The 17,704-nt window shown below is 45.7% G+C and carries 14 protein-coding genes; 12 read left to right on the top strand and 2 right to left on the bottom strand.

Annotated features, from left to right (window positions below):
- Positions 1-11 precede the first annotated feature (11 nt).
- From ACFPIB_RS11365 to phoU, 5 genes are all read left to right on the top strand, one after another.
- On the top strand, positions 12-902 hold the full coding sequence (locus ACFPIB_RS11365; RefSeq protein WP_378017579.1) for a phosphate ABC transporter substrate-binding protein: 891 nt from the start codon (positions 12-14) through the stop codon (positions 900-902).
- A gap of 27 nt (positions 903-929) precedes the next feature.
- A complete protein-coding gene (pstC, locus tag ACFPIB_RS11360) occupies positions 930-2,135 on the top strand; it encodes a phosphate ABC transporter permease subunit PstC (RefSeq protein WP_378017578.1) in 1,206 nt (401 codons plus the stop codon).
- Between the two features lie 3 nt (positions 2,136-2,138).
- A complete protein-coding gene (gene pstA, locus ACFPIB_RS11355) occupies positions 2,139-3,023 on the top strand; it encodes a phosphate ABC transporter permease PstA (RefSeq protein ID WP_378017577.1) in 885 nt (294 codons plus the stop codon).
- Between the two features lie 280 nt (positions 3,024-3,303).
- Positions 3,304-4,056 (top strand): phosphate ABC transporter ATP-binding protein PstB, encoded by a 753-nt coding sequence (pstB, locus tag ACFPIB_RS11350; protein WP_378017576.1) that lies wholly within the window; start codon positions 3,304-3,306, stop codon positions 4,054-4,056.
- Positions 4,057-4,331: 275 nt separating this feature from the next.
- Positions 4,332-5,075 (top strand): phosphate signaling complex protein PhoU, encoded by a 744-nt coding sequence (phoU, locus tag ACFPIB_RS11345; protein WP_378017575.1) that lies wholly within the window; start codon positions 4,332-4,334, stop codon positions 5,073-5,075.
- Positions 5,076-5,135: 60 nt separating this feature from the next.
- Here the strand turns inward: phoU and deoD are convergent, their stop codons facing one another.
- On the bottom strand, positions 5,136-5,834 hold the full coding sequence (gene deoD / locus ACFPIB_RS11340) for a purine-nucleoside phosphorylase (protein WP_378017574.1): 699 nt from the start codon (positions 5,832-5,834) through the stop codon (positions 5,136-5,138).
- 350 nt (positions 5,835-6,184) lie between these two features.
- Here deoD and ACFPIB_RS11335 point away from each other — a divergent pair, with 350 nt between their 5' ends.
- The 7 genes from ACFPIB_RS11335 to ACFPIB_RS11305 all read left to right on the top strand — a co-directional run bounded on the left by ACFPIB_RS11335 (position 6,185) and on the right by ACFPIB_RS11305 (position 14,930).
- Complete coding sequence (locus tag ACFPIB_RS11335; protein ID WP_378017573.1) at positions 6,185-9,379, top strand: SusC/RagA family TonB-linked outer membrane protein; 3,195 nt, start codon at positions 6,185-6,187, stop codon at positions 9,377-9,379.
- Between the two features lie 91 nt (positions 9,380-9,470).
- The gene (locus ACFPIB_RS11330) at positions 9,471-10,907 is read left to right on the top strand and encodes a SusD/RagB family nutrient-binding outer membrane lipoprotein (RefSeq protein WP_378017572.1); all 1,437 of its coding nucleotides are present in this window, start codon (positions 9,471-9,473) and stop codon (positions 10,905-10,907) included.
- A gap of 173 nt (positions 10,908-11,080) precedes the next feature.
- Positions 11,081-12,610: a calcineurin-like phosphoesterase C-terminal domain-containing protein gene (locus ACFPIB_RS11325; protein ID WP_378017571.1), complete on the top strand. Its 1,530-nt coding sequence runs from the start codon at positions 11,081-11,083 to the stop codon at positions 12,608-12,610.
- A 463-nt stretch (positions 12,611-13,073) separates the two neighbouring features.
- Complete coding sequence (locus ACFPIB_RS11320; RefSeq protein ID WP_378017570.1) at positions 13,074-13,325, top strand: hypothetical protein; 252 nt, start codon at positions 13,074-13,076, stop codon at positions 13,323-13,325.
- Between the two features lie 37 nt (positions 13,326-13,362).
- A complete protein-coding gene (locus tag ACFPIB_RS11315) occupies positions 13,363-13,599 on the top strand; it encodes a hypothetical protein (RefSeq protein ID WP_378017569.1) in 237 nt (78 codons plus the stop codon).
- 376 nt (positions 13,600-13,975) lie between these two features.
- Positions 13,976-14,245 (top strand): LytS family sensor histidine kinase, encoded by a 270-nt coding sequence (locus ACFPIB_RS11310; protein ID WP_378017568.1) that lies wholly within the window; start codon positions 13,976-13,978, stop codon positions 14,243-14,245.
- Complete coding sequence (locus ACFPIB_RS11305) at positions 14,238-14,930, top strand: LytR/AlgR family response regulator transcription factor (protein WP_378017567.1); 693 nt, start codon at positions 14,238-14,240, stop codon at positions 14,928-14,930. Before ACFPIB_RS11310 ends, ACFPIB_RS11305 begins: the two co-directional genes overlap by 8 nt.
- Positions 14,931-15,170: 240 nt before the next feature.
- On the opposite strand, the gene ACFPIB_RS11300 is transcribed toward ACFPIB_RS11305, so the two are convergent.
- Entirely contained in the window at positions 15,171-17,702 is a 2,532-nt protein-coding gene (locus tag ACFPIB_RS11300; RefSeq protein ID WP_378017566.1) for a PAS domain S-box protein, read from the bottom strand.
- Positions 17,703-17,704 lie beyond the last annotated feature (2 nt).

The raw sequence follows: 17,704 nt of genomic DNA, 5'->3' as shown, positions 1-17,704 counted from the left end.
CTAAAAACGATATGAAAAATTTGAAAAAAGTGCAGGTAGTGGCTTTGTTGGTGGTAACCACGTTATTAGGTGCCTGCGGTGGCAACGATGCCAAAAAAGAAAATGTGGAAGGCGATAACGGCGCGGAAACTTCGGCGGCGGTAACTTTAACCGTTAAAGGCTCCGATACCGTGTTGCCGCTCGCGCAGCAGGAAGCCGAAAAGTACATGCAGAAGCACAAAGACGCCGCCATTACTATTGTAGGCGGCGGAACCGGCGTTGGGCTTTCGGCTTTGGAAGAAGGTACTACTGATATGGCTATGGCTTCGCGCGACCTTAAAACCGAAGAGAAACTGAAGTTCAAAACCGCTAAAAAGGACATTAAAGAAGCCCTGATTGCTTACGATGCCCTTTCCGTAGTTGTAAACCCGGCCAACAAAGTAAACGAGCTTACCCGCGAACAACTCGAAGGTATTTTCACCGGTAAAATTACGAACTGGAAAGAAGTAGGCGGCGCCGATGAAAAGATCGTAGCTTATTCCCGCGAAACCAGCTCCGGAACTTACGAATTCTTCAAAGAGCACGTGCTGGATAAGAAAAACTACGCCAATAATATTTTAATGATGCCGGCTACCGGTTCTATCGTGCAGTCGGTTGGCCAGACCAAAGGCGCCATCGGTTACATCGGTTTAGCTTACGAAACCAAAGAAGTAAAAGCGCTGAAAGTTTCTTACGACCAGGGCAAAACATTTGTAGCGCCCGGCGTAGATGCCGCCAAAGACAAAACTTACCCGATCTCCCGTCCGCTGTATTTCTTCTACGATGCTACTTCGGAGAGCAAAGTGAAACCGTTCATCGATTACGTAATGTCGGAAGAAGGCCAGAAAATTGTGCTGGAAACCGGTTACGTGCCTTTAAAATAAAAACGCTATCCTTTTAAGCCCGAAAACTTGAAACGTTACTTCCATAATTTTGGCGAACGCATTATAGAAGGAATTCTTACGCTGAGCGGCGCGGTTACCAGTTTAACCGTGCTGCTCATCGTGGTGTTCCTCTTTAAAGAAGGCCTGGGCATTTTTTCGCAGCAGCCCGTGGCCGAAGGCGGCGTAATTGCGGTAAACAACCAAAACCCGGTCAAAGAACTTTCGGCCAAAGAAGTAAAAGAGATCTTCGACCAGAATATTAAGAACTGGAACGAAGTTGGCGGCCCCAATGCTCCCATCAAAATTTTCCGGGTAGATGATATCACCGATTATTATTCCGAAGAGCAGCTGGGTGAAGATTTTAAATTCCTGCCACAGCGCCTCAGCGAGTTGGTAAGCAAAAATCCCAACCTCATTGCCTTTTTCCCGGACGAATATTTAAGTAAAAACTTCCAGGGCCACCAGATCAAGCTGAAAAATATTTCGGTTGGCGATTTTCTGCTGGGCAAGGAATGGTACCCTACCATTTCGCCGGCCGTGCAGATGGGCGTTTTACCGCTGATTTTAGGTACGCTTTGGGTAAGTTTAGGTGCCATTTTAATTGCCTTGCCACTCGGTTTAGCCACTTCCATTTACCTCGCCGAAATTGCCAGCAAACGTGTTCGAAATGCCATGAAACCCGTAATTGAATTGCTGGCAGGAATTCCGTCGGTAGTATATGGTTTCTTTGGTCTGGTAGTTTTGGTGCCACTTATTCAGAAAACCTTCGGCTTGCCGGTTGGCGAAACCGGTCTGGCCGGTAGCATTATTCTGGGGATTATGGCCCTGCCCACCATTATTTCCGTATCCGACGATGCCATGCGTACCACGCCGCGCGCCATGAAAGAAGCCAGTTTAGCCTTAGGTGCTACCAAGTGGCAAACTATTTACAAAGTAGTAATTCCGTATTCCATTTCCGGTATTTCTACGGCGGCCATTTTAGGCATCGGCCGGGCCATCGGCGAAACCATGGCGGTATTAATGGTAACCGGTAATGCCTCCGTAATTCCGCATACATTCCTGGAACCGGTACGTACCATTCCGGCCACCATTGCCGCAGAATTAGGAGAAGCGCCGCAGGGCGGTATTCATTACCAGGCTCTTTTTGCGCTCGGCTGCATCCTGTTTTTAATGACCTTATTCATCAACCTTTCGGTAGATTTTGTTTCTGCCAAAAAGAAAGAAAACCGCTAAGCCATGGAGTTTACCAGCAATCCGAAATTAAACCGATCGAAGCGCCGAAGCGAAAGTTTTGCATTCAATGTGTTCCGTGGGCTCAGCTTACTGGTAGTTGCCATTCTGGTCGTAATTTTAGCCTTCATCATCATCAACGGTATCTCGGTTATCAGCTGGGATTTCCTGACCGAAATGCCGAAGGAAGGCATGACTAAAGGCGGTATTTTTCCGGCCATTGTCGGTACACTTTTACTGGTTGCCGGCAGCTTACTTTTTGCCTGTCCCATCGGCATCCTTTCCGGCATTTACATTAACGAATACGCCAAAGATGGCTGGCTCAAGCGCTTTATAAAATTGATGACGAACAACCTGGCGGGTGTGCCTTCCATTGTTTTCGGTTTGTTTGGTATGGCTTTGTTCGTAAATAAATTCGGTTTCGGCGATAGTATTCTGGCGGGTTCCTTGACCCTGGGTTTGCTGGCCTTACCGGTCGTGATCCGTACCACTGAAGAAGCGCTGAAAGCCATTGACAACAGTTTCCGGATTGGCAGTTTAGCTTTGGGCGCTACCAAATGGCAGACCACGTATAAAGTTGTGTTGCCCATTGCGTTCCCGAATATCATTACCGGTATCATACTTTCCATCGGCCGCGTTTCCGGCGAAACGGCGCCCATTTTATTTACCGTAGCGGCTTATTTTTTACCGAAATTGCCAACCAGCATTTTTGACCAGGTGATGGCCTTGCCGTATCATTTGTACGTAATTTCCACCAGCGGCACCAACATCGAAGCATCGCGGGCCATGGCCTACGGCACGGCTTTTATTTTGATCCTGATCGTGCTGATTGCGAATTTGCTGGCCAATTGGCTGCGCGGTTATTTCGGACGGAAAGTGAAAATGAATTAATGTAAAGCTTGCATTTATTTGCAAGGCAAAGCAGGAGAAAAGTCCCTCTTTGGAGGGGGTAGGGGGAGGACAGGAGATTTATTGCGTCCAAATTTATTGCGTCATCCCGAGCGTTAGCCGAGGGAACTTATAAAGCCAGTATCAGAAATCGGCTCCATAAGTTTCCTCGACGTTGCTCAGAATGACATGATATTGACCGGGTATCGTGAAAATCCTTCCCTCCAAACGGAAACAGAAAACCGCAAAAGGCAGGAAGTATTTTTTTAACTGAAATTTCAGAATGAATAGTTTAGAGTCTAAAGACCTTAATTTATATTACGGCAATTTTCATGCCCTGAAAAACATAACCATGGGCATGAAGAAAAACGAAGTAACAGCGTTTATTGGGCCTTCGGGTTGCGGTAAATCTACGTACCTGCGTTGCTTTAACCGCATGAACGACCTGATCGATAACGTGCGGATAGAAGGCGAAGTGCTGGTAGACGGCGTGGATATTTATCAGAAAAATATCCTGGTAGATGACCTGCGCAAGCACGTGGGTATGGTTTTCCAGAAACCGAATCCGTTCCCGAAATCGATCTTTGAGAACGTGGCTTACGGCCTGCGCGTGAACGGCACCAAAGATAAAAAGCTGATCGAAGAGCGCGTAGAAACTTCCCTCAGACAAGCCGCCCTCTGGGACGAAGTAAAAGACAAACTCAAAAAATCAGCTTTTGAACTTTCCGGCGGCCAGCAGCAGCGTTTGTGCATTGCGCGTGCCTTGGCCATTGAACCTTCGGTACTATTAATGGATGAACCAGCTTCTGCGCTGGATCCGATCTCGACGGCAAAAATTGAAGAGCTTATCTACCAGCTGAAGGAAAATTATACCATTGTAATTGTAACGCACAACATGCAGCAGGCCGGCCGCGTGAGCGATTACACTGCGTTCTTTTACCTGGGCGAATTAGTAGAATTCGGTAAAACCAAAAACCTGTTTACCAGCCCCAAAGATGAACGTACGCAGAATTATGTAACGGGCCGGTTTGGGTAAGGAATAATGGTTAATGAATAATAATCAATGAGCAATTTTTTCGGAAGGAGTTTTTCAGGTTAAAACGCTACCGTTTTGAGGTTAAAAAGTAGTTGCAGATCATGAGGGAAATTCATTCGCTTTTAGCGTTTTTCTCTATATTGATTAACTGACTTTTTAGGTAGAAGCTGATACCGTTTTCCCCGGGAATTCACTCTCACCGTTGATCATTAAACATTAACCATTAACTATTCTCTCATGCAATCCTTCCCGCATTCAATAATTAAAATAAAGATATGAGCCATTTAGATAACGAGCTGAAGCGCATAAAAACCAAGGTTACCGAGATGTGGGAACTGGTGGAGTTTCAGGTGCAGAGCGGGCAGCAGGCCCTGGTAAACGGTGATAAAGCCCTGGCCGGAAAAATAATAAAGCGCGGCAAAAAAGTAAATAACTACGACCTGAAGATCGATCAGCTTTGCGAGAATTTGCTGGCTTTGTTCAATCCGCTGGCGGTAGATCTGCGCTTAATTCTGGCTATTCTGAAAATAAATTCTAACCTGGAGCGGATTGGCGATACCGCCGAAGGCATTGCTGGTTTAATTCTGGATGCCAATGCGCCGGTAGAAAAAGACCTGTTGGAAATGAGCCGTGTGCTGGAAATGTACGAAGGTGCTTTGCTGATGCTTTCGGAAGTAAAGCGGGCGTTTGTGGAGGAAGATACGCAGCTGGCCAAACTGGTTATGCGCCAGGATAAAACGCTTAACAAGATCCACCGCAATACCGATCAGATGATCATCGAATACATGAAGTTGCACCCGGAAAATATAGACCAGAGCTTAAAAGTTGGCGGCATTATCCGGAAGCTGGAACGCGTTGGCGACCACGTTACCAACATTGCCGAAGAAATTGTGTTCTATGTAGATGCCAAAGTAGTAAAGCATAAACCCAAACCCTGGAAAGAAAAGAAACGCAAAGCCGATTTTCAGGATGAATCTGAGAATAACGGCGAAGAAACCGATCAGAATACTTCGGAATAATTAGCCACCAAACACCCGCAGATCTGCACTCTGGCGGGTGTTTTGCTTTTAAACCCCTTTTCAGGCAATTTCCAGGGCCAGGTGCATCATTTCGCGGCTGGCGTGTTCCCGTTCCTGCGCGGTAGTAAGTTTCTCGGTAATAATATTATCGCTCACGCTCAGCAAAGTAAGCGCTTCTATCTGGTTGCGGGCCGCCAGGGAATAGAGAATGCTGGTTTCCATTTCTACGGCTAAAACGCCTTTTTTTATCCAATGGTCCCAGCGGTTTGCGTCTTCGCTGTAAAAAATATCGGAAGTAAAAATAGGGCCTATTCTTACCTGAATTTGCAGCCGCACGGCGGTTTCTTTAGCTTGTTCCAGCAATTGCGCATGGGCCGGAACCGCCAGGTCCGGGTCCTGGTAATAAAGCCGGTGGGTGGCAGAATCAGTATAAGCGGCCTCGGCCAGAATAAGCTGTCCCAGTTCCAGTTCCGGCTGTATAGCGCCGCAGGTACCCACCCTGATTATCTTTTTCACGCCGTAGCTATGAATAAATTCGTGCACGTAAATGGCCGTAGAAGGTATGCCCATACCCGTACCCATAACTGAAATGCATTTGCCTTTATAGAAGCCGGTAAAACCCAGCATACCCCGCACCTCGTTAAAACAGATCGCATCGCTAAGCATGTTTTCGGCAATGTTGCGGGCCCGTATCGGGTCGCCGGAAATTAATACCGTTTCAGCAATTTCGCCGGGTTTGGCGCCTATATGTAAACTCATGGTTATTCTGGATTTTTAGTTCGGTTTCCTGGTTTTGGTATTTTACGTGAAGGTAAGCTATAGAAAGGCAATCTGGCAATGCAAACGGTAGGGTTTCCGGCCCAAAAAGTGCCTTGCTATTTTGCTTGAAAAGTAGTAAAGCCAAGCTGAAAAGGAGCTGTATAACTACAGGATTTTCTTAAAAACGGTATGCTTTTACAGCCCAAAACCCAAATAATATAACCGGAACTTTACAGCAATATTAAGCACTGCGGTAGTTGCAGCCTTACTCTTAACCTTTATATCTAATTCTGATAATAATGGCTTAACTGCCCCGGAATAGCTTTGCAGGAAAATAATCTGGCAAAGTTATGCGATCAAAAACAGTTACTCGATTTTTAAGAACACTGGCGGCCACGGGTTTGCTGGCAAGCGTTGGCTGGAGCACGGCGCTGGCACAAAGTCTTCAGATCAAAGGAAAAATTACCGACGAAACCGGGCAGGGATTGCCCGGGGCCAGCGTGGTGGTAAAAGGTACTTCCAACGGCACCATTACCGATGCCAACGGGAATTACACCTTATCGGCAGCCAATCCAGATGATGTGATTGCTATTAGTTTTATGGGTTACCAGCAGCAGGAAACAACAGTAGGCAACCGCGATTTTGTAAATCTGGAACTTGCTCCCAATACCAAACAATTAAACGAAGTAGTAGTAACGGCTTTGGGTATTGAGCGCGAGAAAAAAGCCCTGGGTTATGCCGTAACCGAAGTAAGCGGCGATCAGATAACCGGTGCCCGTTCCAACAACTTTGTAAGTGCGCTTTCGGGAAAAGTTGCCGGTTTAAACCTGACTTCTTCCGGTTCCGGGCCGGTAAATTCTACCCGCATAAACCTGCGCGGCGACAACTCTTTAGATCCGAATAAGAACAATGCCCTGATCGTGGTAGACGGCGTGCCGGTTAGCAGCAATATTTCCAGTTCGGGTGTAAGCAACGCGTATGGCGCCGGTTCCGGCAACGATGTTCCCATAGATTTCGGCAATGGTATTTCCGATATAAATCCCGAAGATATTGAAAGCATTACGGTACTGAAAGGTCCGGCGGCGGCGGCGCTTTACGGGAGCCGCGCCGGCAACGGGGCTATGATCATCACCACCAAATCGGGCTCACGGAAGAAGAAAGGCATTGGCGTAACGGTTAATACCAATGTGAGCTTTCAGGATGTTTTGAAATGGCCGGATTACCAGTACGAATACGGCCAGGGAACCGGCCGCGCGTTCAACAAAGACGGCGACCTGTATTACTCTTACGGCGCTTCCGACGATGGACCGAGCACCGGCGGAACTTCCAGCGCTTTCGGTCCGAAATTCGAAGGACAATCTTATTACCAGTACGACCCGAATATTCAGGGACAATCGGCTGAACGCCAGCTATGGCGGCCATACAAAGATAATATCAAAGGTTTCTGGCGCACCGGCTCTACGGTTACCAACAGCGTAGCGCTGGAAGGCGGCAACGATAAAGGCTCGGTTCGGGCTTCGGTAACGCATTCCAAAAACGAATGGATCATGCCAAATACCGGTTTTGAACGCATGACCGCTGCTTTAAGCCTGAACTACAATGTAAGCGACAAGCTGAAACTTAGCTCCAAACTGAACTTCACGCACAAGCAAAGCGACAACTTGCCGGCCACCGGCTACAACAACCAGTCCATTGCTTATTTCATGATCTTCCAGAACCCGAACGTGGACTTGGGCTGGTACGAACCGATCTGGAAAAACGGCAAAGAACAGATCGATCAGATCCACCCGTTCAGTTCCTTTATCGATAACCCGTACCTGATCGCCTATGAAATGACCAACGGTATGAACAGTTACAGCACCGTGGGGAATTTAGCCGCAACGTACCAGATATCCCCGAAATTTGACCTGATGGTACGCTCCAGCGTGGATATGGGCGATGAAGACCGCGAAACGCGCCGCCCGTACAGCACCGCCAACTTCCAGCGCGGTTATTATAAAGAACAAAGTATTTTCGATTATCAGGTGAACAACGACGCTTTGCTTACTTACCGCGAGCGGCTTTCAGAATTGTTCGATCTGCGTTTCTCGGTAGGTGGAAATAAAATGACAGCTAAGTATCGGAGCGTTAGCGGCTATGTAGAAGGTTTGGGAATTCCGGGCGTGTATAAACTTTCCAACGGTATTAATAACCCGATGATGAGCACCTACCACAGCCTGAAAAATGTGAACAGTTTATACGCCTTCACCTCGCTTACTTTCGATGAAAAGATCTTCCTGGATATTACCGGCCGCAACGACTGGTCGAGCACGCTTCCGGTGCAGAATAATTCGTTCTTCTACCCATCGGTAAGCACCAGCTTTATTCTGAACGAATTGCTGCCGTTGCCGCACCAGATCTCTTATGCTAAAGCCAGATTATCCGCCGCGCAGGTTGGTAACGATACCGAGCCTTACAAAACGCAGTTGTATTACGATAAAAGCGAATTTCCAGGCTCGGCAACCGTTTCTACTACGCTGTTCAACAATAGTTTTAAACCCGAAATTACTACCAGCTACGAAGCCGGCCTGGAATTTATGCTCTTTAACGGCCGCATTGGCGCAGATGTAGCGGTTTATCGGAACCGCACCAAAAACCAGATCCTGGAAGTACCTTTCGATTGGGTAACCGGGGTAAACAGTGCCGTTTTAAACGCCGGCGAAGTGCAGAACCAAGGGGTGGAAGTTGCCCTGAATTTCATGCCGATCGATAAATCAAATTTCAAATGGAAAACTACCGCTACCTGGGCTAAAAACGACAACGAAGTGCTGGAATTGGCCGAAGGCTTAACCGATCAGCAGGTAATTGGTGTGGGCGGAAATGCTACTTTAATTGCCAAAGTAGGCGGCTCAACCGGCGATATTTACGGTTTCGGCTTTAAGCGTACGCCGGATGGCCAGATCATTTATACCAAAGATGGTTTACCGGCCCGCCCCGCTGAAATTCAGCACATTGGCAATGTGTATGCCGATTGGAGAGGTGGTTTCCTGAACGAAGTATCGTTTAAAAATTTCAAGTTCAGCGTGTTGCTCGATGGTCAGTATGGCGGCATGGTTTACTCGCAGACGCACCACAAAATGAGCGAGCAAGGCAAACTGAAACATACGCTTAAAGGCCGCGAAGATGGTTTTATTGTAGGCGAAGGCGTAGTTGAAAATGGTGATGGTACCTATTCGCCGAACACCAAGCAAGTGAACCTGGCCGATTACTACGCCGATTACTACCGCCGCGCCAACGTGGAATCCAATTCCTTTGATGCTTCTTATTTAAAACTGCGCGAAATGCGTCTGGAATATACCTTGCCTAAAGCTTTCCTGGCCAAAACCAAAGTTGTGCAGGGCGCCAGCTTCGCGCTTTACGGCCGTGACTTAGCCATGATCACCAACTTCCCGATGTTCGATCCGGAAACAGCCGCACTGAACGGTTCTACTATTTTGCCGGGCATTGAAATGGGGCAGTTGCCATCCACCAGAACCTACGGCATGAACCTGACCCTGAATTTCTAAGCCGGTTATTTTTTCAAAAACGATATCCTTTTTATGTGAAAAACCCGAAACCGAAATGTTTCCGGGTTTTTCCAAAACCGATAAAAAAATCATGAGATCATTAAAAAGATTTTTCCTTTTTGCGATAACGTTGAGTACCATCAGCACTTCCTGTACCGACGATTTCGAGAAGAACAACATCGATCCGAACCGCATCGAAAGCATTAATCCGGGCACGTTGCTGAACCCGATCATTTACGAAGTGGCTGCCTTTAATACCAACCGCAGCAGCGGTTTTACCTTCGATCTGATGCAGGATGCCTTACCTTTTCCGAGTTCTTCGGGCGGCATTCACCGCTATAACCTTACCGAAAGCACCGGAAATTCTACCTGGAATACGTATTACCGCTGGCTGGCCAATATCAAAGAAATGCAGGCGGCTGCCGAAAAAGCCAATGACCCTAATTACCAGGCCATTTCCTTAACCCTGAACGCCTGGGTATATTCCATGCTCACCGATATTTTTGGCGATGTGCCGATGGATGAAGCCAGCCGCGCAGCCGATAAAATTTACTACCCGAAATACAACACGCAGCAGGAAATTTATACCAGAATTTTAGCCGATCTGGAAAAAGCCAACGGCTTGTACGATGCTACCAAACCGATGCTGTACGGCACCGATATTCTCTACAACAACAATATTGCGAACTGGAGAAAATTCACCAATTCGCTGCGCATGCGCCTGCTTTTGCGCGTTTCCAAACGTTCGGAAATGAATGCGAATGCGAAGCTGGCGGAAATGGTTGCAGATCCGGCAAAATATCCGGTTTTTGCGAAGAACGATGAAGCAGCTATTCTGAAAATTACGGGCGTAACGCCAAATGTTTCGCCCTGGGGCCGGGCAATCGACTTTACTACTTTCCGCGCTGCTTCCGGGTTTTTTGTTGAAAACCTGAACGATCTGAGCGATCCGCGCCTGGCCAAATGGGTTACCAAAGCGAAAGCCAAAGACGGTACCGATCTGGGTTACAAAGGTATTCCGAGCGGTTATGCCGGTTCCGATGCGCAGTTTGCTTACACGCCCTCTAACCTGAATATTGCCTTGGCTACCGCCCCGATGGTTTCCGTGATCATGACTTACGCCGAAGTGGAATTTATGAAAGCTGAATTGGCGCAAAAAGGCATTACGGCCGGGGCTGCGCAAACGCATTATGAAAACGGGGTGAAAGCTGCTATTGATCAGTGGGGCGCAACGTTACCGGCTACGTATTTTACCAACCCGAAAGCCGCTTACAACAATACCCTGGAACGCATTATGCTGCAGAAATATTACGCACTTTTCTTCAACGATAACCAGCAGTGGTTTGAAGTACGCCGCACCGGTTTCCCGGTTCTGCCCAAAGGCGACGGCATGCTGAACAACAAAACGCTGCCTTCGCGCCTGCAATACCCGACCACCCAGCAAACCAACAACGGCGCAAATTACCAGCAGGCAGTGGCAAATATGGGCGGCGACAACATCAATACCAAAGTCTGGTGGGAAAAATAATGCTGGAAAAACGCTATGGTTTAGAGCTGAAAAAGTCAACCACCCCCAACCCCTCCTTGAAAAGGAGGGGTTGGGGGTGGTTGAAAACGCTATGCTTTTAGCATAAAAAACTCCTTACGAAGCGCAAAATCAAACTCACTCAAAAAACATAACATCCTTTTCATTAAAATTTCATGAGCATACAAAGAAGAGATTTCCTGAAAAATCTAGGCATTGCCGGTATTGGTTTATCGCTGGCGCCGGGTTTGGTGCAGGCTGGTCCGGTTTACAAAGCGCCTGTAAAAGGCAAAGATCTTTCCATTATAAAACTGAGCGGAAAAGTGCAGGCCAACGGCAGCGGAATTGCCAACGTGGCGGTAACCGATGGTTACAACGTAGTGCTGACCGATGCCAAAGGCCGCTACGAATTAGACAGCAATGCCACCGCCGAATTTGTGTACATTTCCATACCGCGCGGCTACGAATTTACCAATGAAAAAAGCATAACCCGTTTCTATAAAAAAATAGCAGCCGAACGCGGAAAATTCAAAGCAGATTTTGAGCTGAAAAAACTTACCCAGGACGATACGAAGCACAATTTTGTGGTGTGGGCCGATCCGCAGATAATTTCGGAAAGCGATGCGGCGCAACTGAAAAGTGAACCGGCGCCGGACCTGAAAAAACTGGTAAGCAGCTACGGCGAAAATGCACTTTTCCACGGCATTGGCTGCGGCGATCTGGTCTGGGATAAATTTGAATTGTTCGACGATTATCAGGAAGCTCTGAATATAACCGGTATTCCGTTTTTCCAGGTGATCGGTAACCACGACATGGACCTTGCAGCACGCACCGATGAGTTTTCGGCGGAAACGTTCAAAAAACTTTTCGGCCCGACGTATTATTCCTTCAACCGCGGCGAAATTCATTACGTGGTGCTTGACGACGTGTTCTTTATCGGAACGGCAAAAAAATACATCGGCTACATTACCGAGAATCAACTGGCCTGGCTGGAACAGGATCTTTCGCACGTAAAACCGGGAAGTACGGTGGTAGTAAACGTGCATATTCCGGTTTACACGCGCCAACATATCCGCGATAAAGCCAAAGAAGAAGCCATTGGTGGGGTGGTAGCCAACCGCAAAGAACTTTACCGTTTATTGCAGCCTTTTAAAGCGCATATCAATTCCGGGCACACGCATTTTAACGAGAAAATTTTTGAAGGCGAAAACATCATTGAGCACGTGCACGGCACCGTTTGCGGCGCCTGGTGGACCGGTCCGATCTGCTTCGATGGTACGCCGAGCGGCTACGGCGTTTACGAAGTGAATGGCAGCGAAATTGAGTGGTATTACAAAGCCACCAACCTGCCGAAAGAGCACCAGTTGCGCGTTTACCCAGTAGGGAAAGTGAAAGATAAACCAGAATATTTTGCGGCCAACGTCTGGAACTGGGACCCGGAATGGACAGTGGAATGGCTGGAAGACGGTAAGCAAATGGGAGAGATGCAGCGCGAAACCGGCCTCGATCCGCTTTCTGTAGAATTACATGAAGGCGCTGCCAAACCAAGCAAACATAAGTGGGTGGAACCGCAGTTTACCGAGCATCTTTTCTTTGCCAAACCCAGTGCCAATGCGCAGAAAATTACCGTGCAGGTTACCGACCGTTTCAAAAACATTTACCGGGAAGAACTGCTAATGAACGAGCTGAAAAGTTCGTTGCGTTAAGCTCGGTTTATAGCCTGAATTTCCTGGAATAAAATGAAAAAACGCGCTGGCAGAACCTGCGCGTTTTTTAGTGTAATTGGTTTTCTAAGTTCGGTTAAACGGTAAATAACGTAAAGCAGTTTTTTAGCCTGAAACCATAGCGTTTTTGCTGCCGGTTTTTCTGAACTGACAAAAAATAGAAAAGCCCCGCTTTGTAACGGGGCTTTTGCTTCAATCACCTTTACACAATTACTTTTCAGAGCTTGCTGTTCAATGAAACTGTTTTTATACAGTACAAAATTACGCCAGAAGTATGAATAGAAAATTAAGGCGGTATTAAGGAAATATAAATTCTGGAAATGGTTATAAAGTTCGAAATTCCGGTTTAAAACGGTATGTTTTTGCACTTCAAAACCATACCGTTTTTTCAAAAGCTTAATGCGGTATTTACGACCCGGTAATATTGCCCAGGTACTTTTACGGCATGAAAGATCTAAACGCATCCATCATCCGGACCGCCTGCGGAAAACCCTTCGATCTGCGGAAAGCCGCTCCGCTGGCCAGTAATGCTTCTGCACCCTACGGCCGTCATAATTTCATTGTGTATAAGACCACCAATGGCTTTTACCTGAAAGGATACAATACTGGCTGCAACCAAAATCTGCTCAACGCTTTTGAACTGATCTCCCGCAACGAAGCCATGAAATACCTGCAATTGCCGCGAATGGCAGCTTAATGCTACTCAGAAAACAAACCTGACCAGAAATGCTATTATGGGAATAAAAAATTACCAGCAACATCAGCAGGTAAGTGTGCTGTTCCGGAATTTTCATTCGGAAGATATTTCGCACGCGGTTTTGTTTGAAAATGATGATGCTTTTCAGAAACTGATGGGCGGGAACTTTAAAATTACCCGCCGCGGCGCAGATGTGTTTTTGCAGATCTCTTCAGAAACGGAACTGCTGCACCTCCGTCAGATCACCCGGATTCCGCTTTTTATGAAATTCTGAGAAGAGGACTTAAAAAATACGATGCAGCAGCTAAATTAAAATGCACCAGTTTTTAAACACTTTTGCCTACCGTTTTCTGTTGTAGTTTCGGCAATACTTTTTCCCTTAAAAATAATAGCGTTTTATGTTATAATTTGCCGATGGGTTTCAGTTTTTTGCCAGACCAGATATAATAATGCTTTTCCCGGAAATAAAACCGGCGTTTAATTGTTAAGCGGAAGTAGGGGCGTTTATACCGGTGGAGCAGAAACTTGGAATTATCCGCGATTACATTGCTTTGGAAAAACTGCGTTACGACGAATCGTTGCAACTAAATTTGGACTTTGAAATTGAAAACCCTCAGCAGCTTGTACCACCGCTTTGATTAATTCCGTTAGTGGAAAATGCGTTTAAGCACGGCGTTGCAGAAACAAGTGAGCAGGCTTTCGTAACGATTGAAATGGTGGTGAAGCAGCAGCAATTAACGTTTGAAGTTAAAAATTCCGTTGGCGAACTGGCGGGTGAGAAACCGGTAAAAGAAAACATCGGGCTTTCTAATTTGCGGCGACAACTGCAACTGCTTTATTCCGATTACCAGTTAACCGTTCATCGCCGCGAAAAGGAATTTACGGCTACTTTAAAAATAAACCTGGCAAGCCATGTCTAAAATAAGGTGCATTGTAATAGAAGATGAGCCGCTGGCCGTTCAGTTTTTAGCGGAATATATTGTGCAGGTTCCTTTCCTGGAATTGCAGGCTACTTTTAAAAATGCTTTGCTGGCCATTGAATTTCTCCGCGACCATGCCACCGACCTGATCTTTCTGGATATTCACTTACCGCAGTTAAAAGGCATGGATTTTTTAAAGACGTTAATGAATCCACCGGCGGTAATTATTACCACGGCGTATCACCAGTATGCGGTACAAGGTTTCGATCTGAACGTAACTGATTACCTGCTGAAACCCTTTGCGTTCGAACGTTTTTTAGTTGCTGTGAATAAGGTGAAAACCGCCCAAAGCGAAAAGTTAAAAACTAATGATAGGGTAGAAGAAAAGGATTTCATCTTTCTGAATGTACAGAAAAAGAAAGTGAAGATACTGTTTTCCGAGATCGTTTATATTGAAAGCCAGCGGGAATACATTAAGATCAATACCATAAAACAGCAATACTTAACTAAAATGAGTACACAGGAAATTGAGCGACTTTTACCGGTTCAACTTTTCAAACGGATCCACCGGTCATTCATCATTTCCATTCCCAAAATAGAATCTTACACCGCCGAAATGGTGGAAGTAAACGGCATTTCAATTCCAATTGGCCGGGAGTACCGGGGTATAATTGAGAATTTATAAGAAAGATTTAATGCTTTTGTTTTTCGCATAATCTGTTCGGTAGCGTTTTCTGATTTGAATAGTAATGGAAGCTTTTAAACTTTATAAATCCTAACCAAAGGGAGAAATTACTAAAACAAAAATCCCCCTCCATTTTATGTAAAGCGGGATTTTTGTTATTGAAAACTAATGAAGTGAAAATCTATGAAGGTTTATCAATGATGAATATTCCTGAAGACTTTCGCATTAGTAAAACTTGCTTTAAGCTATCTTTTGTAGGTTTTCGGTTTCTTTTACAATATTTTTAATTACTCCATCCAGTTCGTTTGCAGAATCTACCAGGTAATTCAGTAATTCCAGTGTATTGGAGTCTGGTACATGATTGGATTTTAGTAATGCTGTCAGTCCCATTATTCGGGCTAAAGGAGCGCGCACTACATGCGACTGTATCCAGGCAATTTCACGTAGCTTTTCGTTTTGATCTTCAATTGCTTCAATATAACGCAACCTTTCGCTTATATCCCGGGCCAGCACGATCCGGGCTTTTCTACCTTCATAATCTATTAAATTACTCTGTATCTCTACCTGAATAATATCACCAGATTTAAGAATATGTTCGGTGTTTCCAAAGTGAAAAATGCCCGAGCGAGCATTTGTTTGCACAGTTGTTTCCAGAGTTCCGATATCTTCTGAGGGCCTGATATCTTTAATTGTCATCGAAAGAAATTCATCATGATTATAACCATAATGGCGGACTGCGGCTTCGTTTACATGTAAGAATTGATAGGTTTCTACATCAAAAACCCACATCGGTATCGGACTTAATTCGAACAGACTGCGGTATTTTGCTTCGCTTTGTTCAAGCGCAAGTTCTGCTAGTTTTTTATCGGTAATGTCCTGTAAAATGCCAAAAATACTAGTCGGGTTTCCTAGCTTATCAATTTTATACCGCCAATCTGAATAACCATATCGTGCTTCGCCGTCAGGCCGGAAAAACCGGAATTCTGCCGAACCAGGCATTAGTTTTTCTTTAGTTGAATTGACCGTATTTGTAACGAGCTCAAGATCTTCCGGATGAATAAAGCTGGTAAATGTTTCAGCTGCAGGCTCCACAGATTCTTTTTCAACACCAAAGATCCGGTAAATTTCATCCGACCATTCAGATTTTCCAGTCGCGTAACTGATCTCCCAGTTACCAATTTTGCCTATTGCCTGCGCTTCTTTTAAGCGTGCTTCGCTTTTTCTTAAATTTTCTTCGGCTTTTTTTTGTTCAGTAACGTCCTGCAAAACGCCAAATAAGATATCTTCCTTCGTATTATGGTTAGAGTCAAATTTACTTTCCAGATACACGTTTCTTATTTCACCGTCTTTCCGGATGATCCGGTGGTGCATTGCCACACCATTATGGTATGCAAATGATTGTGCTATTATCTTTTCTACTTCAGGAAGGTCTTCGGGGTGAATGAAGGAAAAGTATGCTTCTTTGGAAGGAACAATTTCGCCCGGCATTAATCCGAATATCCGGAAGGTTTCTTCTGACCAGTACCCGATTCCCGTATTTATTTCTTCATACCAACTTCCCAATTTTGCCATTTCTTCTCCTTTATTAAGCATAATTGTATGCTTTCTTAGAGCCAGTTCAGCTAATTTTCTTTCTGTAATATCTCTGAAATTGATGACAATAGCGTTTACAGCCGGGTTTCCTAACTGATTATTCACATTCGCTTCTATCCATTTGTAATTTCCTGCAGGCATAAGCATGCGGTACTCAATTAATTGTGCTTGCTCGGGTTGCATTTTAACTGCTTCGCATGCGTTTGCAATTGCAGACAGATCATCTGGATGCACTAAGTCTAACCTGAATTTTCCGGATTCTTCGGAAAAATCTAATTCAAGGATCTTTATTGCCGAAGGCGTTCGTTCTATTACCGTTCCGTCTGCGCTTAATAAGGTTAAACCATCGGTGCTGTTTTGTAAAAGTGCCCGGAATCTTTTTTCATTATGCTTTATTTTTTCCTGGGCAAGTTTCATTTCGGTTACATCTCTGAAAAAACCGGTCAGGCCGTCGTTTGCCGGTGCGGCAGTTACCTCATACCAGCGGTCTAAAGGCGCGAAGTATTCATCGAAAGTAATGGGTACCTGTTCGGTAATTACCCGGTGGTACTCTTCAAAAAAACGGGTGTGCACGGCCGCTTCAAAAACATCCCAAAGGTTTTTGCCCAGAATTTTTTCCTTTGGCGTGAGAAGCAACCTTTCGGCCGCATGGTTCCAATACGTTACAGTCCAGTTCTTATTGGCGGCAAAAAAGCCTTCCGAAATACTTTCCAGCAGGTTGCGGGTTTGTTTGTAAGATGCCTTTAGCTGTTTCCGCTTCCTGGCTACTTCTTTTTCGGCAAGTTCTTTTTTCCGGCTTTCTTCAGCTTCTTTTATGGCGCGGGTAATTTTAGGGCCGATCTGGTACAGCCTTTCTTTCAGTACATAATCGGTAACGCCTTGCTTAATAAGGTCTACTGCGTTTTCTTCCCCAATAGTGCCCGAAACGATGATAAAAGGCGTGTTGGTACATAATTCCTGCTTTATTTTAAATGCGGAAAGGCCATCGAAGGTTGGAAGTGAAAAATCGGAAAGTATAATATCCGGTCCAAAATCCTGGATGGTTTTTATAAAGGCTTCGCGCGTTTGTACAACTTCTGAAACGTAAGGCAACGCCGTTTTCTTCAACGCATATTGCAGCAATTCCAGATCGTTCGGGTCGTGCTCCAGGATGAGGATTTTAATAGCAGCAGGCTCCATAC

The sequence above is a fragment of the Adhaeribacter terreus genome, from assembly GCF_042657365.1.
GTDB classification, from domain to species: Bacteria; Bacteroidota; Bacteroidia; order Cytophagales; family Hymenobacteraceae; genus Adhaeribacter_A; species Adhaeribacter_A terreus.
The sequence above is the reverse complement of the archived record's forward strand: the minus strand, read 5'-3'. Positions and strand labels throughout refer to the sequence as shown.

Coding starts and splice junctions, on each gene's coding strand:
- ACFPIB_RS11365 (WP_378017579.1), top strand. CDS start 12: ATGAAAAATTTGAAAAAAGTGCAGGTAGTGGCTTTGTTGGTGGTAACC.
- pstA (WP_378017577.1), top strand. CDS start 2,139: ATGGAGTTTACCAGCAATCCGAAATTAAACCGATCGAAGCGCCGAAGC.
- pstB (WP_378017576.1), top strand. CDS start 3,304: ATGAATAGTTTAGAGTCTAAAGACCTTAATTTATATTACGGCAATTTT.
- phoU (WP_378017575.1), top strand. CDS start 4,332: ATGAGCCATTTAGATAACGAGCTGAAGCGCATAAAAACCAAGGTTACC.
- deoD (WP_378017574.1), bottom strand. CDS start 5,834: ATGAGTTTACATATAGGCGCCAAACCCGGCGAAATTGCTGAAACGGTA.
- ACFPIB_RS11335 (WP_378017573.1), top strand. CDS start 6,185: ATGCGATCAAAAACAGTTACTCGATTTTTAAGAACACTGGCGGCCACG.
- ACFPIB_RS11330 (WP_378017572.1), top strand. CDS start 9,471: ATGAGATCATTAAAAAGATTTTTCCTTTTTGCGATAACGTTGAGTACC.
- ACFPIB_RS11325 (WP_378017571.1), top strand. CDS start 11,081: ATGAGCATACAAAGAAGAGATTTCCTGAAAAATCTAGGCATTGCCGGT.
- ACFPIB_RS11320 (WP_378017570.1), top strand. CDS start 13,074: ATGAAAGATCTAAACGCATCCATCATCCGGACCGCCTGCGGAAAACCC.
- ACFPIB_RS11315 (WP_378017569.1), top strand. CDS start 13,363: ATGGGAATAAAAAATTACCAGCAACATCAGCAGGTAAGTGTGCTGTTC.
- ACFPIB_RS11305 (WP_378017567.1), top strand. CDS start 14,238: ATGTCTAAAATAAGGTGCATTGTAATAGAAGATGAGCCGCTGGCCGTT.
- ACFPIB_RS11300 (WP_378017566.1), bottom strand. CDS start 17,702: ATGGAGCCTGCTGCTATTAAAATCCTCATCCTGGAGCACGACCCGAAC.